The 25,219-nt window shown below is 45.0% G+C and carries 14 protein-coding genes, 3 tRNA genes and 3 rRNA genes; 15 read left to right on the top strand and 5 right to left on the bottom strand.

Going from position 1 to position 25,219, the window contains the following annotated elements:
• Positions 1-12 precede the first annotated feature (12 nt).
• The 9 genes from clpB to AACU28_RS21770 all read left to right on the top strand — a co-directional run bounded on the left by clpB (position 13) and on the right by AACU28_RS21770 (position 10,399).
• On the top strand, positions 13-2,586 hold the full coding sequence (gene clpB, locus AACU28_RS21810) for an ATP-dependent chaperone ClpB (RefSeq protein WP_017077748.1): 2,574 nt from the start codon (positions 13-15) through the stop codon (positions 2,584-2,586).
• Positions 2,587-3,222: 636 nt separating this feature from the next.
• Positions 3,223-4,777, top strand: a 16S ribosomal RNA gene (locus AACU28_RS21805).
• A 77-nt stretch (positions 4,778-4,854) separates the two neighbouring features.
• Positions 4,855-4,930: transfer RNA gene (locus tag AACU28_RS21800), tRNA-Ala, on the top strand.
• A 370-nt stretch (positions 4,931-5,300) separates the two neighbouring features.
• A 23S ribosomal RNA gene (locus tag AACU28_RS21795) occupies positions 5,301-8,194 on the top strand.
• Positions 8,195-8,296: 102 nt separating this feature from the next.
• Positions 8,297-8,412: ribosomal RNA gene (gene rrf / locus AACU28_RS21790) — 5S ribosomal RNA — on the top strand.
• The 16S, 23S and 5S rRNA genes sit together here with 3 tRNA genes alongside, the layout of an rRNA operon.
• A gap of 67 nt (positions 8,413-8,479) precedes the next feature.
• Positions 8,480-8,556, top strand: a tRNA-Asp gene (locus AACU28_RS21785).
• 34 nt (positions 8,557-8,590) lie between these two features.
• Positions 8,591-8,667: transfer RNA gene (locus tag AACU28_RS21780), tRNA-Trp, on the top strand.
• A 308-nt stretch (positions 8,668-8,975) separates the two neighbouring features.
• Positions 8,976-9,815: a penicillin-insensitive murein endopeptidase gene (gene mepA / locus AACU28_RS21775; RefSeq protein WP_017095424.1), complete on the top strand. Its 840-nt coding sequence runs from the start codon at positions 8,976-8,978 to the stop codon at positions 9,813-9,815.
• A gap of 275 nt (positions 9,816-10,090) precedes the next feature.
• A complete protein-coding gene (locus AACU28_RS21770) occupies positions 10,091-10,399 on the top strand; it encodes a hypothetical protein (protein WP_017079848.1) in 309 nt (102 codons plus the stop codon).
• A gap of 42 nt (positions 10,400-10,441) precedes the next feature.
• Here AACU28_RS21770 and AACU28_RS21765 read toward each other — a convergent pair whose 3' ends face one another.
• The 3 genes from AACU28_RS21765 to rdgC form a co-directional block, all read right to left on the bottom strand.
• On the bottom strand, positions 10,442-10,696 hold the full coding sequence (locus AACU28_RS21765; RefSeq protein ID WP_004735061.1) for a YfhL family 4Fe-4S dicluster ferredoxin: 255 nt from the start codon (positions 10,694-10,696) through the stop codon (positions 10,442-10,444).
• A gap of 32 nt (positions 10,697-10,728) precedes the next feature.
• A complete protein-coding gene (gene trhP, locus AACU28_RS21760) occupies positions 10,729-12,147 on the bottom strand; it encodes a prephenate-dependent tRNA uridine(34) hydroxylase TrhP (protein ID WP_121603586.1) in 1,419 nt (472 codons plus the stop codon).
• 206 nt (positions 12,148-12,353) lie between these two features.
• Positions 12,354-13,268: a recombination-associated protein RdgC gene (gene rdgC / locus AACU28_RS21755; RefSeq protein ID WP_004735063.1), complete on the bottom strand. Its 915-nt coding sequence runs from the start codon at positions 13,266-13,268 to the stop codon at positions 12,354-12,356.
• Positions 13,269-13,461: 193 nt separating this feature from the next.
• Here rdgC and phoB point away from each other — a divergent pair, with 193 nt between their 5' ends.
• From phoB to AACU28_RS21740, 3 genes are read left to right on the top strand one after another with little or no spacing between them, the layout of a single operon-like run.
• Positions 13,462-14,151 (top strand): phosphate regulon transcriptional regulator PhoB, encoded by a 690-nt coding sequence (gene phoB / locus AACU28_RS21750; protein WP_004735064.1) that lies wholly within the window; start codon positions 13,462-13,464, stop codon positions 14,149-14,151.
• Between the two features lie 33 nt (positions 14,152-14,184).
• Complete coding sequence (phoR, locus tag AACU28_RS21745; RefSeq protein WP_004735065.1) at positions 14,185-15,483, top strand: phosphate regulon sensor histidine kinase PhoR; 1,299 nt, start codon at positions 14,185-14,187, stop codon at positions 15,481-15,483.
• The gene (locus tag AACU28_RS21740; protein WP_061023898.1) at positions 15,480-16,457 is read left to right on the top strand and encodes a PstS family phosphate ABC transporter substrate-binding protein; all 978 of its coding nucleotides are present in this window, start codon (positions 15,480-15,482) and stop codon (positions 16,455-16,457) included. The genes phoR and AACU28_RS21740 overlap by 4 nt, the downstream gene beginning before the upstream one ends.
• A gap of 89 nt (positions 16,458-16,546) precedes the next feature.
• Here the strand turns inward: AACU28_RS21740 and ppx are convergent, their stop codons facing one another.
• Together ppx and ppk1 are read right to left on the bottom strand one after the other, a co-directional pair.
• Positions 16,547-18,058, bottom strand: coding sequence for an exopolyphosphatase (gene ppx / locus AACU28_RS21735; RefSeq protein WP_121603585.1), 1,512 nt, complete (start codon positions 18,056-18,058; stop codon positions 16,547-16,549).
• A complete protein-coding gene (ppk1, locus tag AACU28_RS21730; protein ID WP_102487363.1) occupies positions 18,049-20,145 on the bottom strand; it encodes a polyphosphate kinase 1 in 2,097 nt (698 codons plus the stop codon). The genes ppx and ppk1 overlap by 10 nt, the downstream gene beginning before the upstream one ends.
• Before the next feature lie 200 nt (positions 20,146-20,345).
• On the opposite strand from ppk1, the gene AACU28_RS21725 reads away from it, so the two are divergent.
• From AACU28_RS21725 to pstB, 3 genes are all read left to right on the top strand, one after another.
• The gene (locus tag AACU28_RS21725) at positions 20,346-22,562 is read left to right on the top strand and encodes an ABC transporter permease subunit (RefSeq protein WP_065682641.1); all 2,217 of its coding nucleotides are present in this window, start codon (positions 20,346-20,348) and stop codon (positions 22,560-22,562) included.
• Positions 22,563-22,682: 120 nt separating this feature from the next.
• Positions 22,683-24,392: a phosphate ABC transporter permease PstA gene (gene pstA, locus AACU28_RS21720; RefSeq protein ID WP_102456848.1), complete on the top strand. Its 1,710-nt coding sequence runs from the start codon at positions 22,683-22,685 to the stop codon at positions 24,390-24,392.
• A complete protein-coding gene (gene pstB / locus AACU28_RS21715; RefSeq protein ID WP_004735071.1) occupies positions 24,393-25,211 on the top strand; it encodes a phosphate ABC transporter ATP-binding protein PstB in 819 nt (272 codons plus the stop codon).
• Positions 25,212-25,219: the final 8 nt, after the last annotated feature.

Here is a 25,219-nt window from a genome sequence, read left to right as displayed (position 1 = left end):
AGGAAGGTTGGCATGCGTCTCGATCGATTCACTAGTAAATTCCAAATTGCGATATCTGATGCTCAGTCGCTCGCATTAGGTCGTGATCACCAATATATAGAACCTGTACACCTAATGGTGTCTTTGCTTAATCAAGATGGCAGTGCGATTCGTCCATTGCTCACTATGCTGAATATTGACGTTGTTCAATTGCGTTCTAAATTAAGCGAAATATTAGACCGAGTGCCGAAAGTAAGCGGTATCGGTGGTGATGTTCAGCTCTCTAACGCAATGGGAACGCTATTCAACCTATGTGACAAGGTCGCGCAAAAGCGTCAAGACAGTTACATATCTTCAGAAGTATTCCTACTCGCTGCAATAGAAGACAAAGGACCTCTAGGTAACTTACTTAAAGAGTTAGGCCTTACTGAGCAAAAACTATCTCAAGCTATCGAGCAAGTTCGTGGTGGTCAAAAGGTTGATGACCCGAATGCGGAAGATAGACGCCAAGCTTTAGAGAAGTTCACCATTGATCTGACCGAAAGAGCAGAGCAAGGCAAACTAGATCCTGTGATTGGTCGAGACGATGAAATCCGTCGTACTATCCAAGTACTTCAACGCCGTACTAAGAATAACCCCGTTATTATTGGTGAACCTGGTGTCGGAAAAACGGCAATCGTTGAAGGCTTGGCGCAGCGCATTATCAATAATGAAGTACCGGAAGGCTTGAGAGGGCGACGAGTTCTTTCATTAGACATGGGCTCTTTGATTGCTGGTGCTAAATATCGTGGTGAATTTGAAGAGCGCTTGAAATCAGTTCTCAACGAATTATCGAAAGAAGAGGGCAACATTATTCTCTTCATCGATGAAATTCACACAATGGTCGGAGCCGGTAAAGGCGAAGGCTCTATGGACGCCGGTAATATGCTGAAACCAGCATTGGCTCGTGGTGAGCTGCATTGTGTAGGCGCAACGACACTCGATGAACATCGTCAATATATAGAGAAAGATCCTGCATTAGAGCGTCGATTCCAAAAAGTAATAGTCGATGAGCCAACCGTTGAAGACACAGTTGCGATTCTTCGTGGTTTGAAAGAGCGCTATGAACTTCACCATCATGTAGAAATTACTGACCCAGCGATTGTAGCGGCGGCAACGTTATCTCATCGATACGTTTCAGATCGTCAGTTACCAGATAAGGCGATTGATCTCATTGATGAAGCGGCTTCGAGCATTCGCATGCAGATCGATTCAAAACCTGAGTCGCTAGATAAGCTCGAGCGCAAAATCATTCAATTGAAGATCGAGCAGCAAGCTCTGACGAATGAAAATGATGAAGCCAGTGAAAAGAGGCTTCGCACGCTGCAAAGTGAACTTTCTGAGAAGGAGCGGGATTTTGCTGAGCTTGAAGAAGTTTGGAACGCTGAAAAAGCGGCGCTTTCCGGGACGCAACATATCAAATCAGAGTTAGAACAAGCTCGTATGGATATGGACTTTGCACGACGTGCTGGCGATCTTAACCGAATGTCTGAATTGCAATATGGTCGAATCCCAGAGTTGGAGAAGCAGTTAGACCTCGCGACTCAAGCTGAAATGCAAGAAATGACCTTATTACGTAATAAGGTAACTGACGCTGAAATTGCCGATGTTCTTTCAAAGCAAACCGGCATTCCGGTTTCTAAAATGCTAGAGGCAGAAAAAGAGAAGCTTCTGAAAATGGAAGGTGTTCTGCATAAGCGGGTTATTGGGCAAGCCGAAGCGGTAGAAGTGGTATCGAATGCGATTCGTCGTAGTCGTGCTGGTTTATCCGATCCAAATAAGCCGATTGGTTCTTTCCTATTTCTTGGTCCAACGGGCGTAGGTAAAACCGAACTGTGTAAAACATTGGCTAACTTCATGTTTGATAGTGACGATGCCATGGTTCGTATCGATATGTCTGAGTTTATGGAGAAGCACTCAGTGGCTCGTTTGGTTGGTGCTCCTCCAGGTTACGTTGGGTATGAAGAAGGTGGTTACTTAACTGAAGCTGTTCGTCGAAAACCTTATTCTGTGATTCTGCTTGATGAGGTAGAGAAAGCGCACCCTGATGTTTTCAATATTCTATTGCAGGTTTTAGATGATGGACGATTAACCGATGGACAAGGTCGCACGGTCGATTTCAGAAATACTGTAGTGATCATGACATCTAATCTTGGCTCTTCGAGAATTCAAGAAAACTTCAATACGCTCGATTACCAAGGAATAAAGAATGAGGTGATGGAAGTGGTAGGTAAGCATTTCCGCCCTGAGTTTTTGAACCGTGTTGATGAAAGTGTCGTGTTCCATCCATTAGGCCAAGCTCACATTGAGTCAATAGCCGCTATTCAGCTTGAGCATTTGAAGAAACGAATGGAAGACAATGGCTATGAGCTTGAAGTGTCGGACAAAGCACTGAAGTTGATCTCTCAAGTCGGTTTTGATCCTGTCTATGGTGCGAGGCCTCTTAAAAGAGCAATTCAGCAGAGTGTTGAGAACCCATTAGCGAAAGCGATACTTGCAGGGAAAATCAATCCGGATAAGAAAGTGCAGCTATTAGTGAATAACGACCGAATTATTGCTCACCAATAATTAAGGTAAGAACGATAGGTACGATTAGTCGAAATTAAGACGTAATCGTACCTATTTTGAACGCTTTGTGTGAATAGTGTCCGAACGATCGCCTGCTGCGGTGTTTTTTCATTTTTGGCCTTGTGCAAAGGGGGATTCTCTCTATAATGCGCCTCCGTTGCCAGGGATAACTAAGCGGTTTGAACTAAGTAACGAGACGACATTAAGCATTTAAGATGCTTTGAAAAATTAGCTGGAAAAAGTGTTTGACACTGGAACCCAATTCGCTAGAATGGCCGTCCACTTAGAGAGGCTCCTTACTAAAAGGAACGCTCAATAAGTAAAGCTCTTTAACAATTTAAACCTATCAATCTGTGTGGGCACTCGTTGATGAATATCAAAACGTTTTATCTTCCCTTTTAATTAAGAGAAGTAAAACAGATTCCTCGGAATCAACTTTGGTTTCAATGAACTGAGTGACCTGAGCTAGAAATAGTTCGAATGCTTTTTGGTTTTGCTTTTTATTAAAAAGTGAAAACAACAAGCGGCACAGTCAATTCATTACCATTCTGTTGGAATGGTAATAGCTTTAAAATTACATTCTTTATTTATAAAGAATAGTTTTGAAGTCAGTATTCATTGAGCCGACAAAATCTTAAATTGAAGAGTTTGATCATGGCTCAGATTGAACGCTGGCGGCAGGCCTAACACATGCAAGTCGAGCGGAAACGACACTAACAATCCTTCGGGTGCGTTAATGGGCGTCGAGCGGCGGACGGGTGAGTAATGCCTAGGAAATTGCCTTGATGTGGGGGATAACCATTGGAAACGATGGCTAATACCGCATAATGCCTACGGGCCAAAGAGGGGGATCTTCGGACCTCTCGCGTCAAGATATGCCTAGGTGGGATTAGCTAGTTGGTGAGGTAATGGCTCACCAAGGCGACGATCCCTAGCTGGTCTGAGAGGATGATCAGCCACACTGGAACTGAGACACGGTCCAGACTCCTACGGGAGGCAGCAGTGGGGAATATTGCACAATGGGCGAAAGCCTGATGCAGCCATGCCGCGTGTATGAAGAAGGCCTTCGGGTTGTAAAGTACTTTCAGTTGTGAGGAAGGGGGTAACGTTAATAGCGTTATCTCTTGACGTTAGCAACAGAAGAAGCACCGGCTAACTCCGTGCCAGCAGCCGCGGTAATACGGAGGGTGCGAGCGTTAATCGGAATTACTGGGCGTAAAGCGCATGCAGGTGGTTCATTAAGTCAGATGTGAAAGCCCGGGGCTCAACCTCGGAACTGCATTTGAAACTGGTGAACTAGAGTGCTGTAGAGGGGGGTAGAATTTCAGGTGTAGCGGTGAAATGCGTAGAGATCTGAAGGAATACCAGTGGCGAAGGCGGCCCCCTGGACAGACACTGACACTCAGATGCGAAAGCGTGGGGAGCAAACAGGATTAGATACCCTGGTAGTCCACGCCGTAAACGATGTCTACTTGGAGGTTGTGGCCTTGAGCCGTGGCTTTCGGAGCTAACGCGTTAAGTAGACCGCCTGGGGAGTACGGTCGCAAGATTAAAACTCAAATGAATTGACGGGGGCCCGCACAAGCGGTGGAGCATGTGGTTTAATTCGATGCAACGCGAAGAACCTTACCTACTCTTGACATCCAGAGAAGCCAGCGGAGACGCAGGTGTGCCTTCGGGAACTCTGAGACAGGTGCTGCATGGCTGTCGTCAGCTCGTGTTGTGAAATGTTGGGTTAAGTCCCGCAACGAGCGCAACCCTTATCCTTGTTTGCCAGCGAGTAATGTCGGGAACTCCAGGGAGACTGCCGGTGATAAACCGGAGGAAGGTGGGGACGACGTCAAGTCATCATGGCCCTTACGAGTAGGGCTACACACGTGCTACAATGGCGCATACAGAGGGCAGCAAGCTAGCGATAGTGAGCGAATCCCAAAAAGTGCGTCGTAGTCCGGATTGGAGTCTGCAACTCGACTCCATGAAGTCGGAATCGCTAGTAATCGTGAATCAGAATGTCACGGTGAATACGTTCCCGGGCCTTGTACACACCGCCCGTCACACCATGGGAGTGGGCTGCAAAAGAAGTGGGTAGTTTAACCTTTCGGGGAGGACGCTCACCACTTTGTGGTTCATGACTGGGGTGAAGTCGTAACAAGGTAGCCCTAGGGGAACCTGGGGCTGGATCACCTCCTTATACGAAGATATCACGATGAGTGTCCACACAGATTGATTAGGTTTAGAAAGTTTAAGAGTAGAAATACTTTTCCAGATGGGGCTATAGCTCAGCTGGGAGAGCGCCTCGCTGGCAGCGAGGAGGTCTGCGGTTCGATCCCGCATAGCTCCACCATCTTTAAGTGTTTTTCTTTGAAAATATTTAAAAATGGTTCCCTTCTTTTAATAGAAGTTGAATCAAGCTCTTTAACAATTTGGAAAGCTGACTGATTTGATTACTTACGAGTAATTCAATCAAATTTAAAAGTTCTCAATGTTTATCTGCTCTTATTTAATAAGAACGGTATAAACACAACAAACACATTCAAGTGTCTTGTATTCGAATGATCAGAAATGATTGTTCATTTTTTGATTCTACTTTTTATTAAAAAGTGGAAACAAAAAGTAAATTGAGTCCGGCAAACAGTTATCAGGAATTAACCCTTCTTGATGACAACCAAAAACCTTGGTTAGTTGCCATACGCTAAGACCCTTTCGGGTTGTATGGTTAAGTGACTAAGCGTACACGGTGGATGCCTTGGCAGTCAGAGGCGATGAAAGGCGTAATAACTTGCGATAAGCCCAGATTAGGTAGTAATAACCTTTTGAGTCTGGGATTCCTGAATGGGGAAACCCACTTGCATAAGCAAGTATCCTGTTGTGAATACATAGCAACAGGAGGCAAACCGGGGGAACTGAAACATCTAAGTACCCCGAGGAAGAGAAATCAACCGAGATTCCGAAAGTAGCGGCGAGCGAAATTGGATTAGCCCTTAAGCTTTTAATGATGCAGGTGAAGAGTCTGGAAAGTCTCGCAATAAAGGGTGATAGCCCCGTAACCGACACATCATAATCAGTGAAAACGAGTAGGGCGGGACACGTGATATCCTGTCTGAATATGGGGGGACCATCCTCCAAGGCTAAATACTACTGACTGACCGATAGTGAACCAGTACCGTGAGGGAAAGGCGAAAAGAACCCCTGTGAGGGGAGTGAAATAGAACCTGAAACCGTGTACGTACAAGCAGTAGGAGCACCTTCGTGGTGTGACTGCGTACCTTTTGTATAATGGGTCAGCGACTTAATTTTAGTAGCAAGGTTAACCGTTTAGGGGAGCCGTAGGGAAACCGAGTCTTAACTGGGCGTACAGTTGCTAGGATTAGACCCGAAACCAGGTGATCTAGCCATGGGCAGGTTGAAGGTTGAGTAACATCAACTGGAGGACCGAACCGACTAATGTTGAAAAATTAGCGGATGACTTGTGGCTAGGGGTGAAAGGCCAATCAAACCTGGAGATAGCTGGTTCTCCCCGAAAGCTATTTAGGTAGCGCCTCGGACGAATACTACTGGGGGTAGAGCACTGTTAAGGCTAGGGGGTCATCCCGACTTACCAACCCTTTGCAAACTCCGAATACCAGTAAGTACTATCCGGGAGACACACGGCGGGTGCTAACGTCCGTCGTGGAGAGGGAAACAACCCAGACCGCCAGCTAAGGTCCCAAAGTATAGCTAAGTGGGAAACGATGTGGGAAGGCTCAGACAGCCAGGATGTTGGCTTAGAAGCAGCCATCATTTAAAGAAAGCGTAATAGCTCACTGGTCGAGTCGGCCTGCGCGGAAGATGTAACGGGGCTAAGCTATACACCGAAGCTGCGGCTACGTACCTTAGGGTATGTGGGGTAGGGGAGCGTTCTGTAAGCCGTTGAAGGTGGTCTGTAAGGGCTGCTGGAGGTATCAGAAGTGCGAATGCTGACATGAGTAACGATAAAGGGAGTGAAAAACTCCCTCGCCGGAAGACCAAGGGTTCCTGTCCAACGTTAATCGGGGCAGGGTAAGTCGACTCCTAAGGCGAGGCCGAAAGGCGTAGTCGATGGGAAACAGGTTAATATTCCTGTACTTCTTACAATTGCGATGGGGGGACGGAGAAGGCTAGGTGGGCCTGGCGACGGTTGTCCAGGTTCAAGTACGTAGGCGGAAAGTTTAGGTAAATCCGGACTTTCATTAACGCTGAGATACGATGTCGAGCTACTACGGTAGTGAAGTCATTGATGCCATGCTTCCAGGAAAAGCCTCTAAGCTTCAGATTGTAAGGAATCGTACCCCAAACCGACACAGGTGGTCGGGTAGAGAATACCAAGGCGCTTGAGAGAACTCGGGTGAAGGAACTAGGCAAAATGGTACCGTAACTTCGGGAGAAGGTACGCTCTTATCAGTGAAGTCCCTTGCGGATGGAGCAGACGAGAGTCGCAGATACCAGGTGGCTGCAACTGTTTATTAAAAACACAGCACTGTGCAAAATCGTAAGATGACGTATACGGTGTGACGCCTGCCCGGTGCCGGAAGGTTAATTGATGGGGTTAGACTTCGGTCGAAGCTCTTGATCGAAGCCCCGGTAAACGGCGGCCGTAACTATAACGGTCCTAAGGTAGCGAAATTCCTTGTCGGGTAAGTTCCGACCTGCACGAATGGCGTAATGATGGCCACGCTGTCTCCACCCGAGACTCAGTGAAATTGAAATCGCTGTGAAGATGCAGTGTACCCGCGGCTAGACGGAAAGACCCCGTGAACCTTTACTACAGCTTGGCACTGAACATTGAACCTACATGTGTAGGATAGGTGGGAGACTATGAAATTGCGTCGCTAGATGTGATGGAGTCGTCCTTGAAATACCACCCTTGTAGTTTTGATGTTCTAACGTTGGTCCCTGAATCGGGATTACGGACAGTGCCTGGTGGGTAGTTTGACTGGGGCGGTCTCCTCCCAAAGAGTAACGGAGGAGCACGAAGGTGGGCTAAACACGGTTGGACATCGTGTGGTTAGTGCAATGGCATAAGCCCGCTTGACTGCGAGAATGACAATTCGAGCAGGTGCGAAAGCAGGTCATAGTGATCCGGTGGTTCTGAATGGAAGGGCCATCGCTCAACGGATAAAAGGTACTCCGGGGATAACAGGCTGATACCGCCCAAGAGTTCATATCGACGGCGGTGTTTGGCACCTCGATGTCGGCTCATCACATCCTGGGGCTGAAGTCGGTCCCAAGGGTATGGCTGTTCGCCATTTAAAGTGGTACGCGAGCTGGGTTTAGAACGTCGTGAGACAGTTCGGTCCCTATCTGCCGTGGGCGTTGGAAAATTGAAAGGGGCTGCTCCTAGTACGAGAGGACCGGAGTGGACGAACCTCTGGTGTTCGGGTTGTCATGCCAATGGCATTGCCCGGTAGCTAAGTTCGGAATCGATAACCGCTGAAAGCATCTAAGCGGGAAGCGAGCCTTGAGATGAGTTTTCCCTGGCACTATAAGTGTCCTAAAGGGTTGTCGTAGACTACGACGTTGATAGGCAGGGTGTGTAAGTGCTGCGAGGCATTGAGCTAACCTGTACTAATTGCCCGTGAGGCTTAACCATACAACACCCAAGGGGTTTTGTGGACTCAATAGAAATACCAAACGCTTGAATGAGTTTGAAGAGAAATAACTTTTAGATAAGCTTTCCGAATTTTAAAATTTGCTTGGCGACCATAGCATTGTGGACCCACCTGATTCCATGCCGAACTCAGAAGTGAAACACAATAGCGCCGATGGTAGTGTGGGGTTTCCCCATGTGAGAGTAGGACATCGCCAGGCTTTAAATTAAATCTTTAGGTTGACCAACCTGGAGATATGGACGCTCACTTAGTGAGTTGACCACTGCGGAGTGGTAGTTCAGTTGGTTAGAATACCGGCCTGTCACGCCGGGGGTCGCGGGTTCGAGTCCCGTCCACTCCGCCACTTATTCAGAGGTTCAGCTCTTTAAAACTGAAATAGGGGTGTAGCTCCAATTGGCAGAGCAGCGGATTCCAAATCCGCGTGTTGGGAGTTCGAATCTCTCCACCCCTGCCATATACGAAGCCTCAGCAGAAATGCTGGGGCTTTTTTGCGTCTGTTGCTTCTTCGAAGTAATGTTGTGAGCTAGATCGCCAGCCCGGTCTAATCTCCGGAGTGCCGGCTCAGTCCACCCCTGCCATATTTAAGGCTCTAGACTGCGCGTCCCGGCAGAAATGCTAGAGCCTTTTTGCTTTCTATTATTTGGATGTTAACCCTCTCTCCAAATGAAAATTCCTCTTTATCTTCAAAATATCATCCTCGATATGCACCTATTTCCTAATGACGACTAGTATGAAAATAGAGATCATTTATTTGGAATTGTTATGAGGTTATTTTGTACATCAGCTCTTATCTTTTGTTCGTTTTACGTATCGGCAACCCCATGGGAAAAAGAAAAGAGCCCGACAAGAAATTCAACCTCATCTATCGGTAGTTACGCTAATGGCTGTCTAGACGGTGCGCAGGCTTTGCCAATTGACGGTCAAGGTTACCAAGTGATTCGTCCTCAGAGAGAGCGCTACTATGGACATACAGAGGCCATTCAGTTTATTGAAAGGCTAGGTGTGACCGCGAGCGAACAGCTCAACACTAATTTATTGGTTGGTGATATTTCTCTACCTCGAGGAGGGCGCTTTTCGTCTGGCCATTCAAGTCACCAGACTGGCTTGGATATTGATATATGGTTAAGGCTCACTGATAAGAGGCTGTCCGAAAATGAACTCGCTGTTCCTAAGCCAATCAGCGTTGTCGATCTTACCAACTACAAATTGCGCAAATCGAATTGGACTGATGATCACTTCCAAGTCATTCGCTATGCCGCGAAAGATGAAAAAGTGGTGCGTATTTTTGTCCATCCAGTGATTAAACAAGCCCTTTGCGAACAAGAAGATCCTGATGCCAATGATAGAACCTGGTTAGGCAAAATCAGACCTTGGTGGGGGCACCATTCCCATTTTCATGTTCGTTTAAAATGCCCTAAAGGCAGTTCTAACTGTATAGCTCAAGCAAATCCGCCAAAAGGTGATGGTTGTGGCGATGAACTTGCAAGTTGGGCTCCGCAGACCATTCCAGTTCCTCCACCTAAAAAGGTGGCTAAAACTAAGAAAAAAAAGAAAGTTAAAGTGATGCCGAGTCAGTGTTTGGCCTTGATATCGAATAGGTAATGTATTTATCGAGGTGTTTTACAGTGGTAGTGCCACTGGTTTTCTCGACTCTAAAACTGGAGAAATGTCACACTTTTGTCTAGAGTTTATAAACACGTAATTAAGAACATCGTTTGATATCAAAACAAACGAATAACGACAAGAGCAAAAACAACGATCAATTTGATAATGCTTAGTCAGGGATGGCGTGTTTCTTGGGTGAAAGATGCGGCTTATGTGCAGTATATGAAAATCAGAGTCTGATACCCGTCTATAAAAATTCCAAGGATAAGACAATGACTATGATTTGTGCGAGGGAATTCTCTAAATGGTTAAGACATAGATTCAGTAGTGAAAATGTCGGTATTTCAATTTCTAGAGAAGATATAAATCACCTAACAGGTCGACAGCGATTAGACCCTAGCTTTGTGAATGATGTTCATTATGAATTGATGCAGCATGGATTGGCGTTTGTCACTGATACCAGTCGGGAGCACTTTTATTTGGTACCGGTATCTCAAGCTAAAAACTGGCGAGAACAACTCGAATATCAATTTGAGAAAGAGATGTTCTGCAACATATATCCCATTGAAAAATCGGGTTAAAAAAAAGGTTCAACTTGATGATTAAGTTGAACCTTTTTTCTTTTAGGTCAAGCCTTGAATGATGACAAACTTTTCTAATAATTCGTCGTCAGTTTCAATATGGTTTGGGTCAGTGATTATGCACTTTGTAATGGGGCACACTGACTGACATGTTGGCTTCTCATAGTGACCTTTACACTCAGTACATAAATCAGGATCGATTTCGAAGATACTGTCACCCATAGTGATTGCGCCATTTGGGCATTCTGGGTCACACATATCGCAGTTTATGCACTTGTCAGTTATTAACAGAGCCATTGCTTTCTTCTCAGTAGAGTTTCTAGGTAAAGTTATTTACCTGAAGCGTTACGTGTATCTTGGCCTGCGCTCAAGTTACGCATTAACAAACCAAATTCTAGGTCAAGATCTGCCGGTACTGGAATAAATACAAAGTGACCGTTACCTTTTGCGTCATCTACTGGCTGAGATTTACGGTTCTCCATAACTTCTAATTTGAAAACGATGTTACCTTTTGGTGTCATCATTTCTAAGCTATCGCCAACTAGGAACTTGTTCTTCACTTCGACTTCCGCTAAGTCACCACGGCGGTTGCCAGTGAATTCGCCTACGAATTGTTGAGTATCTGATATTGAGTAACCGTATTCGTAGTTTTGGTATGAATCGTGAGTGTGACGACGTAGGAAGCCTTCAGTGTAGCCTCGGTGAGCTAGGCTCTCTAGCGTACCCATTAGGCTCTCATCAAATGGCTTACCTGCAACAGCATCATCGATAGCTTTACGGTAAACCTGTGCTGTACGTGCACAGTAGTAGAAAGACTTAGTACGACCTTCGATTTTCAGGGAGTGAACGCCCATCTTAGTTAAACGCTCAACGTGTTGGATTGCGCGAAGATCTTTTGAGTTCATGATGTAAGTACCATGCTCATCTTCAAACGCTGCCATTTTCTCTTCTGGCTTGTGTGACTCAGAAAGCAACACGACTTCGTCCGTTGGCTTGCCAAGACCTAGAGTGTTATCTGGACGTTCATTTTGAACTTCAACTTCTTGCGCTTCTACTTCTTGAATAGCGACACCAGTTGGATTAACTTCAACGATTTGACCGTTTTCGTCTTCTTTCGCAGCTTCTGTTTTGTATTCCCAACGGCAAGCGTTAGTACAAGTACCTTGGTTTGGATCGCGTTTGTTCATGTAGCCAGAAAGTAGGCAACGACCAGAGTAAGCCATGCATAGAGCACCGTGAACAAAGATTTCTAGCTCTGTTTCTGGGCAGTGCTCGCGAATCTCTTCGATCTCTTCAAGTGATAGTTCACGAGACAAAATTACACGTTCAACACCTTGGGTAGACCAGAATTTTACAGTCGCCCAGTTTACAGCGTTTGCTTGAACTGAAAGGTGGATCGGCATTTCAGGGAACGATTCACGTACCATCATGATAAGACCAGGATCTGACATGATAAGAGCATCAGGGCCCATCTCAACAACTGGCTTAAGGTCGCGAATGAATGTTTTTAATTTAGAGTTGTGTGGCTGAATGTTACATACAACATATAACTTTTTGCCTTGAGCATGAGCTTCATCGATACCGATTTGTAGGTTTTCGTGATTGAACTCGTTGTTACGAACACGAAGGCTGTAACGTGGCTGGCCAGCGTAAACTGCATCTGCGCCGTAGGCGAATGCGTAACGCATGTTTTTAAGGCTTCCTGCCGGTGATAATAGTTCAGGTACAAATGGTTTCTGTGTCGTCATTGCTTCGTTCTCTAATCTGATCTCAAGTCAGGTTGATACCACCAAGTGATATCAAAGGGGCGCAAATTTTACGCTAAAATGAGTTTGGTTGATAGCCCTAAAGATAACAATGGTATTAAGAAGCGAGTCGATAGGTATTGATAAGCGGGAGTAGGAAAGAAAATAAGCTCAGGTATCGTCGATACCTGAGCATCAAATCGGAACAATTAAGCGTTAGGTTGAGTTAACCCGCCTAATGATTCAAATAGGTTTGGAAGGAAAACACTGAACTCACCACAAAGTAGAGAGAAGTCTGCATCAAAACGAGCAGCTTGATCTTCGCGAGGAATGTCGTCGTTTTCGTCTTTTAGTTCATCACTGAATTTAAGGCGTTTGATGCTGCCATCTTCTGCAAGAATGAACTCAATGCGATCTTGCCAGTTGATCAGAAGCTTAGTCACAACTTTGTTGGCTTCGATGTGGTTTTTAATCTCATCAGCTTCTAGTTCTTGCTTCTTAACTCGGACAATACCGCCGTCTTCTTGAATAGACTTTAGCTCTGCTTCATCAAGCATGGTGATACCTTGAGGCGTATCACCTGATTTCACCCACTCTGTCAGAGTCGTTTCAATCGCTTGCTCTGGAATAGCGGGTACTACTGGCAGGCTACCCATAGTTTTACGTAGTAATGCCAATACGTCTTCTGCTTTTTTGTAGCTGCTAGCATCAACCACAATAAAGCCTTCTTTCGGCATGATCAGTGCGTAAGTGAAGTTACTGCGGCTGAAAGCACGAGGAAGAAGATCGATGATGATGTCTTCTTTTAGGCTGTCTTTCTCTTTCTTTTTCAGAGGAGTACCAGACTCTGCCTCAAGCGTTTCTACTTTTGCATTCAATGAATCTTTGATCACAGAAGCAGGAAGCATTTTCTCTTCTTTCTTTGCACAGATGAGAATGCGGTTTTCTGATACGTGCGTCATCATATCGCCGTGTCTACCCATCGCATTTACCCAACCAAACTTCTGTTTGTCTTGGCTACCACAAGGGGTAAAACGGAACTCTTCAAGTTGTTTCTCTAGCTGATCTGCGTTGAAGTCTATATCACGATTAAAGCGATAGACGAGGCAATTCTTAAACCACATAAATATTTCTCATACCTTTATCTGAAGACGCTCATCATAGGAGATTTCGATCCATTTGTCTTATACCTGCAATAAAAATTAAAAGTGAAATGTTTGAGACAGTTATATGAAAATTTGTTTTCAAAGGTCACAAAAGTGTCATAATTAAACCAGATAATGCAATGCGTTGATTAAATACTAAGGCTATTCAATTATGTCGAGAAGGATTCTGGTCGTTGAAGATGAAGCACCTATTCGTGAGATGCTGTGTTTTGTACTTGAACAAAAAGGCTACCAAGCAGTAGAGGCTGAAGATTACGATACAGCGGTAAACAAGCTATGTGAACCTTTCCCAGATCTAGTATTACTAGATTGGATGCTACCTGGTGGTAGCGGGATAAACTTTATCAAGCACATGAAGCGTGAAGAGTTAACTCGCAACATCCCAGTGGTGATGCTGACGGCTCGTGGCGAAGAAGAAGATAAGGTGCGTGGTTTAGAAGTGGGCGCTGATGATTACATCACCAAGCCATTTTCACCCAAAGAGCTTGTTGCTCGCCTGAAAGCGGTTATCCGCCGTGTAACGCCTACTGCACTAGAAGATGTGATTGATGTACAAGGTCTTAAGCTAGACCCTGTATCTCATCGTGTTACCGCAAGCGAAGGTCCAGTTGATATGGGACCAACAGAGTTCAAAATGCTGCATTTCTTTATGACTCACCAAGAGCGAGTGTACAGTCGAGAGCAACTACTGAATAACGTTTGGGGTACCAACGTTTACGTTGAAGATCGTACTGTTGATGTACATATTCGACGCCTGCGTAAAGCACTTGAATCTGCAGGTCACGATAAGCTAATCCAAACGGTTCGCGGCGCGGGCTACCGTTTTTCTACAAAGGCTTAGTGTGGCTTCGCTACCCAGTTTACGGAGTCTTGAATGGTTGAAAAGTTAACCTGGAAAAAGCTGGCTTGGGAGCTGGCTTTTTTTTACGCACCTTGGGTTTTAGTCGGTTGGATATTCGGCTACTTACCTTGGTTACTGCTGGCTGCTACGGTATTGCAGCTCGGCTGGCATCTACATTATCAAATGCGTTTGTCCGCTTGGTTATGGGATGAAAAGCGTTTAACACCACCATCAGGTTCTGGAAACTGGGAATCTCTGTTCAACGGTATTTATCGTATGCAGCAGAGACAGCGTCGTAAAAGAAAAGAACTGACTAACCTGATCCGCCGTTTCAGAAATGGTGCTGAATCCTTACCCGATGCCGTTGTGGTGTTCCGTGGTGAAGGAAACATCGTTTGGTGTAACAAGCTTGCTCAATATTTGCTGGGCTTTCGCTGGCCAGACGATTCTGGGCAACCTATCTCCAACTTGATCCGCACGCCGGACTTCATCAAGTACCTTAATAAACAAGATTTCTCAGAGCCGTTAGAGATGCCGTCGCCACTTAATGTGGAGCGTATGCTCGAGCTGCGTATCGTGCCGTATACCGAGGGCGAACACCTCATGGTAGTACGTGATGTTACTCAGCTAAAACAGCTAGAAGGCATGCGTCGTAACTTTTTCGCTAACGTTTCTCACGAGCTACGCACTCCAATGACCGTACTTCAGGGCTATCTTGAAATGACGGAAGATCCAGACATGGTCGTTGGGCCTATGTGGCCTAAGGCTCATGGTGTGATGACCGAGCAGTTGAATCGCATGAACAGCCTAGTGAATCAGCTTTTAACACTTTCAAAAATCGAAGCTGCACCGATGCATGAGCTCGATGAAGTGGTGAATGTTCCGGCTATGCTTGAGGTTCTTGAAAAAGAAGCCGCAAGTTTAAGTGGTGATCGAGAACATAAGCTTGAATTTGATATCGACAAGAGCCTACGAGTTTTAGCTGATGAAGATCAGCTGAGAAGTGCGATATCGAATCTGGTGTATAACGCAGTCAAATACACACCACCGGGCGCAACGGTTAAGGTGCGTTGGTACCAAACCAGTCAAGGCGCGTGTTTGGATGTCTCAGACACCGGAGACGGTATTGAACCACAGCACTTACATCGACTCACAGAGCGTTTTTACCGTGTTGATAAAGCGCGTTCACGCGATACTGGTGGTAGTGGTCTTGGGTTAGCGATTGTGAAGCATGCGCTTAGCCATCATGACTCACATTTAGAAATTCAAAGTGAAGTTGGCGTTGGTAGCCGATTCCATTTCACGCTACCTAACCGATTGACCGTGTCATGAGTTGTTTGACTCGCAGGACGCGTTTACCCGTCAGCTTATTGTTAACATTTGCTTTGGTTAACCCAGTTCATGCCGAACAGGGTGTCGACTCACTTCCTGATTACGCTAAAGTTCCGGGTATTTCAGGGAGCCTATTGTCTGTTGGTTCGGATACCTTGGCGGGTATGACGACATTATGGATGGAAGAGTTCAAGTCTTACTACCCGAATGTGAACGCTCAAGTTCAAGCTTCTGGTTCTTCTACTGCCCCTCCTGCGCTAACGGAAGGCACTGCTCACCTTGGACCAATGAGTCGTCCAATGCGCCTACGAGAAGTCGAAGCGTTTGAAAGAGAGCATGGCTATAAGCCGACAGCACTGAGAGTCGCTATCGATGCGATTGGACTTTTTGTGCATCGTGATAACCCTATTGAAGGGCTCAACTTTCACCAGATTGACAGTATATTCTCAGAGACATTGCGTTGCGGAGCGACTAAGCCGCTAAATAATTGGCAAGATTTGGGCATTGACCAACCGTGGGCAAAACATCGATTCCAACTGTTTGGTCGTAATTCCGTTTCGGGAACCTACGGCTATTTCAAACAAAACGCATTATGCGGCGGTGACTTCAAGAACCGAGTTAATGAGCAGCCAGGTTCTGCATCGGTTGTACAGTCGGTTGCTTCATCAATCAGCGGGATAGGGTACTCAGGTATTGGTTATCGAGTGGCCGGTGTTAAGTTAATTCCTATCGCAGAGCATGGTTCTGACTATGTAGAGCCGACTCGGTCGAATATCTTGAGCGGTGATTACCCTCTATCTCGCTTTCTTTATGTGTACGTGAATAAGCACCCAGATAAACCACTTTCTCCTGTTGAAAGAGAGTTCCTCACTTTTGTGTTCTCAAAGCAAGGGCAAGAACTGGTAGAGAAAGATGGCTATTTAGCGATACCGTCAGAGTTCGCTGAGCAAGAATTGGCAAAAATCGGACTCTGATTTAGGTACTATGAACGTAGAAAGTTAACGTATAAACCTAACGTATGAACAGCTTGCTAGCCGCAGGCTGTTTTTATTTTGTCGGCGCATCATTCAAGCTTCAACGACCATCCAGCATCTTGCCAGCGTCGTTGTTCTTCTTTGAGTTCATAATCAAGCAGTTGATTTTCAGCTAACCAGTCGATGGAATCTCCTTCTAAACACCAATTATCATCTTGCTCAATGGTTAATTTTACATTCGGTATTGGCGATTGGTTTCGCTGTCGATTGAGCAGGATTGCTATCCTCAGTATTCGAATTAACAACGCCATCTGCCCTGTATTGAATAGCGTGAGATCCGGTAAGTCACTAAGCTTAATCGCTTTTCTTTGATAGCGAACTAATGTTGAGATCAGACGCTGCTGCTCAGTATTGAAACCGGGCATAGTCGTATGTTTAAGCAGATAAGCTGAATGGCGGTGATAGCCTTGGAATGCGATGCTTTGTCCCACTTCATGAAGCAATGCAGCCCATCCAATCAGGTCATAAAGTTCATTATTTACCGCAGTACTCACCTGAGGTTGCGCTTGTTTCAGTAATGAAAGGGCGAGTGCTTTGACTTTCTGGCCATGAACTACGTCAACATGGTATCGAGAGACAAGTGTTTCGGCGGTTCTTGTTCGAACATCAATATTTTTAAACCGATCTTCCATGTCATAAAGCACCCCTTCTCTTAAGGCACTATCGGAGAAATGCAATTCATTGATGTTTAGCATATCCATAGCTGCTGAAAGAATCGTGACGCCAGCGGCAAATACCGGCTTTCTTTCATCGCTTAAACCTGAAAGGTCTAATCCCTTAGAAGATGGAAATTCACATAAGTGGTTCTTCAAATAGGATAGGCGTTGCGGCGTAATGAGACCATCGGTGAACCCTAAGCCAATGAGTACCTCTTTTATTGATTTGGCGGTTCCTGATGAGCCAAAGGCAACTTCCCAAGAGATTTGTTTGTATTCTTCAATTAATGGCATCAACAGGCGAGTAGCAGAGACATAAGCATCGGAGAAGTGCTGTGATGTCAGCCCTCCATCGGCAAAGAAGCGCTGAGTAAAACTGACGCATCCCATTGGTAAGCTACGCATTATTTGGGGTGTAAAGCCTTGCCCTGCGACGAGTTCGGTACTCCCGCCACCTATATCAATAACTAATTTGGATTCGGAAGCGGCTTGAGTGTGCTCTACGCCGTTATAGATAATTCGAGCTTCTTCTTGACCTGAGATGATCTCTATTGGAAAAGGAAACAATGGTTTAGCTTGCTCTAAGAAGTCTTTGGTATTTTTGGCCTTTCTTAGGGTATGAGTCGCGACGACTCTGACATCATCAAGTTCAAAATCCGCTAGTCGTTCTGCGAATACCTTGAGGCACTCCAAACCTCGCTCGATAGCGCTTTCGGATAAGAAGTTATGCTCATCCAACCCATCGCCTAATCTCACTTTCTGTTTATGTCTGCTGACTAATTGCAGGTGTTGATCGAATACTCGGGCAACCACCATATGAAAGCTGTTCGAACCTAAATCGATAGCGGCAATACATCGAGAATGTTTGTTATCAATTAGCGGCATGATTTCTTCTCTTGTTTGTACTTCTTGCGAGCAAGTTTCTCCATACGTTTAATATAGTGGTAAGTGGAGAGTTGTGACGTCGGGTATTCGAGTTGGTTTGCTGGTGCTTCTATGTAAGGGTTGCTCATCGCTTGGTCTAGCACTCGAGCTTTGTTGCTGTCATCGAAATGAAATTCGGTGATATCGATAATGGTTTGCTTGATAGTTGGATCTAAAATTGGAGTGGCGACTTCGATCCGATGATCGAAGTTTCGCGTCATCCAGTCAGCTGAGGATATATAGACTTTCGGCTTTCCAGCGTTACCAAAGATCATCACTCTTGGGTGTTCGAGAAAACGATCGACCACACTGACAATCTCAATATGGTCACTGATGTTGGGTATGCCAGGGACAAGAGAGCACATGCCTCGAATGACCATTCTCACTTTTACATTGACTTGGCTGGCCTGATAGAGCTTCTCAATGATATCTCGGTCGACCAAATTATTGAGTTTTAGAGTGATGCTTGCAGGCTTGCTCTCCATCGCGTTTTGTATTTCATTATCTATCAACTGATACAGACGTTTTCTTGTATTCTTCGGTGACACAATCAGTTGTTTGAACTGTGATTTTTGATAAGGGTTTTCAATATACTTAAAGACTTGTCTCACCTCTTGGGTCAAATCTTCATTCGCAGTGAGCAGAGAAAAATCGGTATACACGCGCGCTGTTACTTCATGAAAGTTACCGGTGCCAATATGGGCGTAATGCGCCGTATGCTTGCCTTCTTTCCGTTTAATGAGCAGCAGTTTGGAGTGGACTTTCAAACTTGGGATGCCATGGATGACTTTTATACCGGCTTCTTGAAGTTTCTTTGTCCACTGAATATTGGCTTGTTCATCAAAGCGAGCTTGCAGCTCGACAACCACTGTGACCTTTTTTCCATTGTGTGCCGCATCGATGATTGAGCTAAGGAGTTTGGAGCCTTCTGCAACACGGTAAACGTTTATTTTTATGGAGGTTACTTTCGGGTCAAAGGAAGCCTGCCTCACGAGCTCAGTGATGTGATTAAAGGTGTGATAAGGGTAATGCAACAAGATGTCACGAGCTTTGATCGCTTCAAAATAGTTTGGATGGTGGCTAAAATGCGCGCACTTAATTGCGGGTAACGGGCGATTAACTAAATCACGTCGGTTAAGGCTTGGGAACTCAGAGAAATGTTTGAAGTTGTGGTAGCGACCTCCGGCGATAACACTGTCGTAGTCAGACAGTTTTAGTCTGACTTGTAAGAAACTGAGCATTTCAGCTGGCATTTCTGACTCATAGATAAGACGTATCGGTAGTGCCGTTAAGCGCTGTTCTAAACCTAAAGACATCGATTCTAATAGGCTACTTTCATTGTTCTCTTGAAGGTCATAATCGGCGTCACGAGTCATTTTTATAGCAAAGCAACGCACTGAGTCATACTCAAAGAACCCTTTAAGTAAGTCATCTAAACAAAATCGAACTATATTATCTAATAAGATCAAAGTAGTACGCTGAGAACCCGAGGTGTCTGGTAACTTAACAAATCGAGGGAGTGCTTCTGATGGGATTTCGAGTAATACGTATTGAGAAGATGCCTCACGCTCGATGTCGATGGCTAAGTAACTTTGCTCGTCTTTCATAATATTGAGCAACTGGCTATCTTCGTTCAAGAGAAACGGAGTTAAGTGTGGCAGCACTTTTTTCTTAAAGTACTTTTTGATCCACTCACTTTGCTCTTCGCTGATTTGCTGTTCGTTGACCAAAAAAATACGATTGCGCGCCAGTTCCAACAATAAGTCGTTATACAACTCATGGAATCGAGCATCGAGCTTACTTGCTTTGCTCTGCATTTGAGTGAGTAAGGTTTTCTGCGAGTTGGCAGGTAATTGAGGATCTTGAAGTAAGATCTTTCGTTTCACGTCAGCAAATCGGACTTTGTAAAACTCATCGAGGTTTTTTGAATAAATACCTAAAAAACGAACTCTTTCGATTAAGGGAACTGACTTGTCGGCTGCTTCTTGGAGCACTCTTTCGTTGAAGGATAACCAGCTAAGTTCTTTTGTGACATAGTCTTTTTCCATCGAGATGATAATCCTTGAGTGCTGGCTATAGAGCTGATTACTTTAATTTAGAATGACAAAATTCACAAAATCTATGATCTTACTTTAAGAAATATGGTCAACAAACTTGTTATTAGTTTCAGTTGTTTAACGTAACTTGTAATATAATTGTCATCTAACGTACATATTATGTCAGTAGCTAAAAAAAGGTAGATAAACAGATGGCTTCAGCCCAATTTTCATTGAAAGAGCGTGACAAAAAAAGATGGTTGAAAGATCGTCTCGTCCGTTTTTCAGTGACATGCGGTGCCGTCAGTGTTCTAGCCGCTCTGGTATTGATCTTTGTTTACTTGGCGATGGTCATTTTACCGGTGTTTTCTGATACTGGTTTAGAGACAGACCAAGCCGTAAAGACCGTTGCTGTAGAAAAGCCTATCGCCTTATCTGTTGATGAATACGGTCAGCATGCATTTACTATCGAAAAATCTGGCTTGGTGCAGTTTTGGGATTTAGAGTCTCAAAATACACACTCTTACTTTGAGCGAAATGTTTTAGCCAATCCTGTTGCCTTCTCTCGAAATACCCCATCAGAAAACTGGTTTGCCTTTGCCGATAGTGCAAGCAACCTTACTTTTTTCTATCCTGAGTATAGTGCGCCTGTGCTGCAAAAGGGCAGTGAAGCCGATCCTAAAATTGAGCAAATCGATCTCCCTGAACCATTTTTAAATGATGAATCGTCAAATGGGACGACAATCGAAAAATTCGCGTTCTCTAAGAATGGACGTGGTATCACGGTTGCCGCTCAGTTAAGTGACCAACGAGTCTTAGTGAAGTGGTACCAAAGTGACGTTACGGGTCAGTATGTTTTTCAGAAGAGCCAATGGCTATCGGATAAGTTGGGCTTGCAGCAACAGTTGTTAGTCACACCTGATGGCCAAACCTTATATCTCCGATCTCAATCGGATTTAGTGGTTTTGAAGCTATCAGATAGCGGCTTCAATGTTCGTGAAGTGATTGATCTTAGCTTGAATGATGCGAAGCACTCGGTGAAAAGTATTGATTTACTGTCTGGAGCTTATTCACTGTTGGTTACGCATGAGGACGGACAGGTTTCTCAATGGTTCGATGTACTCAAAGATGAAAAACGTAGCCTGACCCATATTCGAGATTTCCAACTAGCTGAACAAGTGCAATTTATTTTGCCTGATACTTATAGAAAGGGGTTTTATAGCTTCTATAAGAACGGCACATTACAAAGCCACTATACGACCAGTGAAAAGCTGTCGTTGTTTGAACGAGCCTTTGATAAATCACCACAATTAGCCGCTATGTCTGCCAATGAACTGCATCTGGCGACGCTGATTGATGGCACCATCAGTGTGGCTAAAGTCGACAATGAATACCCACAGATCTCATTCTCATCGCTTTGGCAAAAGGTCTGGTATGAAAGTTACCCTGAGCCACAATACGTTTGGCAATCAACCTCGGCGAACGATGACTTTGAAGAGAAATTCAGTTTAGTACCTATCACGTTCGGTACTATTAAGGCCGCTCTGTTTGCGATGATGTTTGCCGTGCCGGTTGCTGTGCTCGGAGCCATTTACACCGCATACTTCATGTCTCCACGCATGCGAAGAGTGGTGAAGCCTTCGATAGAACTGATGGAAGCACTTCCGACCGTGATCATCGGATTCTTGGCCGGGCTTTGGTTTGCTCCAATTGTCGAAACGCATTTAACGGCCGTCTTCTCATTAATGGTGTTATTACCGTTGAGTACATTGTTGACGGGGTTTGTTTGGTTCTGCTTACCGAAGATGGTGACGAGTCGTTTCTCTAACGGTTGGCATGCCTTAATATTGATCCCGGTATTGGTGATTACTGTGGTGGCCGTCTTTGCTGGTGGAAACAGCATTGAAGCCTTGTTGTTTGGTGGTGATATTCGTACTTTCTTGGCTAGTTATGGCATCGACTTTGACCAACGCAATGCGTTGGTAGTTGGTTTTGCTATGGGTTTTGCTGTCATCCCAACGATTTTTACTATCGCCGAAGACGCTATTTTCTCTGTGCCTAAACACTTATCCGATGGTTCATTAGCGTTGGGTGCGACGGCGTGGCAGACCCTTATTTATGTGGTGTTATTGACGGCTAGCCCAGGTATCTTTTCAGCGGTCATGATGGGACTAGGGCGAGCGGTTGGCGAAACCATGATTGTCTTGATGGCTACAGGTAACACACCAATTCTTGACTGGAATATTTTGGAAGGGATGAGGACGCTATCCGCAACGATTGCTGTCGAACTACCAGAATCAGAGGTGGGTGGTTCTCACTTCCGCTTGTTGTTCTTAGCGGCACTCTTGCTGTTTATTTTCACGTTCGCGGTGAACTCAGTCGCAGAGTGGGTTAGACAAAGATTGAGAGATAAATATCGTGCGCTGTAGTTTTAAAGGTTCACCTCAATGTGTCTCAATAGCTTTTCGTTGCGTGACTAGCGTGACTAGCGTATCTCGCGAACTTGGCTGTTTCTTGGTTTCAGCATGTCAACAGCAAGGTCGATCATGATGAAAAAATTGAAGTCATTATTATCTTGGGTTAAATCGGGATCTCCGTGGATCTGGCTTACGGGCGGGGCGGTGAGCATCAGTATGCTTTCTGTTCTTGGTCTTATGTTGTTGATTGGCTGGAAGGGCTTAACCTATTTTTGGCCTGCTCCTTTGTATCAATGGCAAGTCGACTCCAAAGACTTATCGTTAGTGGTTGATCTGGACGAAACCGTATCAAAACAAGATGTATTGATTGGCCAGTTGTATGAACGTAAATACATCCCGATAGAGCAAGTTCCACAAGTACACGACCTCTTGTCGCCTCAAAATTTGTCGACGGGACTAATTCAGCGCTTAAGTATCAAAGTCGCCAACAGAGAACTGTACCCTGCGGATTTTGTTTCCATTCTGGATGTTAACTTACGTGAACCAACAACGCCGCTTGATTGGATTGTGATTGAACGAAGTCGAGGTGGTTATTTCTTTGGTAAACCGGTGGGTTTTAAAACCGCTTCTGGCACCTTTGATTCGAACATAGACCAAAAGCTCGAACAAGGCTTGGCGTTCGCTGATACGTTACGTAAAGAAACGTCGCGTGTTGTGAACCAAGAAATCCGCAATATCAGCTGGCAATTGGAAAATCTACGCTTAGAAAAACGTAAGCTTGAACTCAATGAGTCAGTGAGCGATGAATACCTTAAAACCTATACTCAAACTAAATTGGAATTAAATAGCCAGTTAGCTGAAGCAGAAGTAAAGCTTGAGCATCTTAGAACACAGCTCAATGTCGAAAGCTTGTTGGTGGAAGATATGACAGGAGAGCAGGTTGAAATTTCGCTCAGTCATATCTTGGATTATTGGTACCCAAATAATATGTCTTATCTTGAAAAGGTTGGGCATTGGGGCAAACAAGTTTGGAAGTTCTTATCAGAGAACCCGCGAGACTCAAACTCTGAAGGTGGGGTGTTTCCTGCTATTTTCGGCACTGTGTTGCTGGTTATTCTCATGTCGATCGTAGTGATGCCACTTGGCGTAGTTGCAGCGATATATCTTCATGAATATGCAAGAAACAACGCACTAACACGTTTGATTCGTATTGCCGTGATTAACTTAGCGGGTGTACCGTCGATTGTGTATGGCGTATTTGGCTTAGGATTCTTTGTGTATACCATCGGTGGCTCAATCGATTCCTTATTTTATGCAGAGCGATTACCCGCTCCGACATTTGGTACACCGGGCCTATTATGGTCTGCTCTGACCTTAGCGGTATTAACATTACCTGTTGTTATTGTAACTACGGAAGAGGGTTTAACGCGTATTCCTAGCTCCGTGAGGCATGGTTCATTAGCGCTTGGGGCTACTCAATTTGAAACGCTTTGGCGCATTGTTTTACCGATGGCAAGCCCTGCGATTATCACCGGTTTGATATTGGCAATCGCGAGAGCTGCGGGGGAAGTTGCCCCACTTATGCTGGTGGGTGTAGTGAAATTAGCATCAAGTTTGCCAGTGGATGGTCAGTTTCCATATCTACATTTAGAAAGAAAGTTCATGCATTTAGGCTTTCATATCTATGATGTTGGTTTTCAAACTTCTAATATCGAAGCAGCACGACCTTTAGTGTATGCGACTTCATTTTTACTGGTTACGGTGATTGTTGGGTTGAACTTAACCGCTATCAATATCCGTAATAACTTGCGTGAAAAATACCGAACCTTAGGACAAGATTAGATGTTCTCGATTAATGAAACCTTGGGTTACCAAGCACCACTTGATGTACACAACCTGAAGGATGAGCAAATTGCTATCTCGATTGAAGGGCTGAACCTTTATTATAAAGAGAGCCAAGCACTCGATGATATTTCAATGCAGATCCCTAAGGGGCAGGTGACCGCGTTTATCGGCCCATCAGGGTGTGGTAAGTCGACTCTTCTGCGCTGCATTAATCGCATGAACGATCTTGTTGAAGGCTGTAAGGTTTCCGGGAAAGTGAAGCTTCATGGCAAGAACGTCTATCACCCTAAAGTGGATGTCGCGACTTTAAGACGCCGTGTCGGCATGGTATTCCAGCGACCGAACCCTTTTCCTAAATCTATCTATGAGAATGTGGTTTATGGTTTGAGGCTACAAGGCGTGAGCAACAGTCGAGACCTTGATGATGCGGTTGAGCGCTCTCTGCGTGCAGCTGCGTTATGGGATGAAGTGAAAGACCGTTTGCATGAGAACGCCTTTGGTTTATCGGGTGGTCAACAGCAGCGTTTGGTTATCGCTCGTGCGGTTGCTATCGAACCTGAAGTGCTTTTATTAGATGAGCCGACCTCGGCACTCGACCCTATTTCTACTTTGACGATTGAAGAGTTGATCAATGAATTGAAGACCCAATACACCGTGGTTATTGTTACTCATAACATGCAACAAGCGGCGCGTGTGAGTGACCATACTGCTTTTATCCATATGGGTAAGTTGATCGAGTACTCAGATACCGATTCGATATTTACTTCGCCATTGAAAAATCAAACGGAAGACTACATTACTGGTAGGTATGGCTAGCGTTTAAG

The sequence above is a fragment of the Vibrio sp. SBT000027 genome (assembly GCF_963894355.1).
Classification (GTDB): domain Bacteria; phylum Pseudomonadota; class Gammaproteobacteria; order Enterobacterales; family Vibrionaceae; genus Vibrio; species Vibrio splendidus.
Note: the sequence above shows the minus strand (reverse complement) of the source record. Positions and strands in the feature narration are given on the sequence as shown.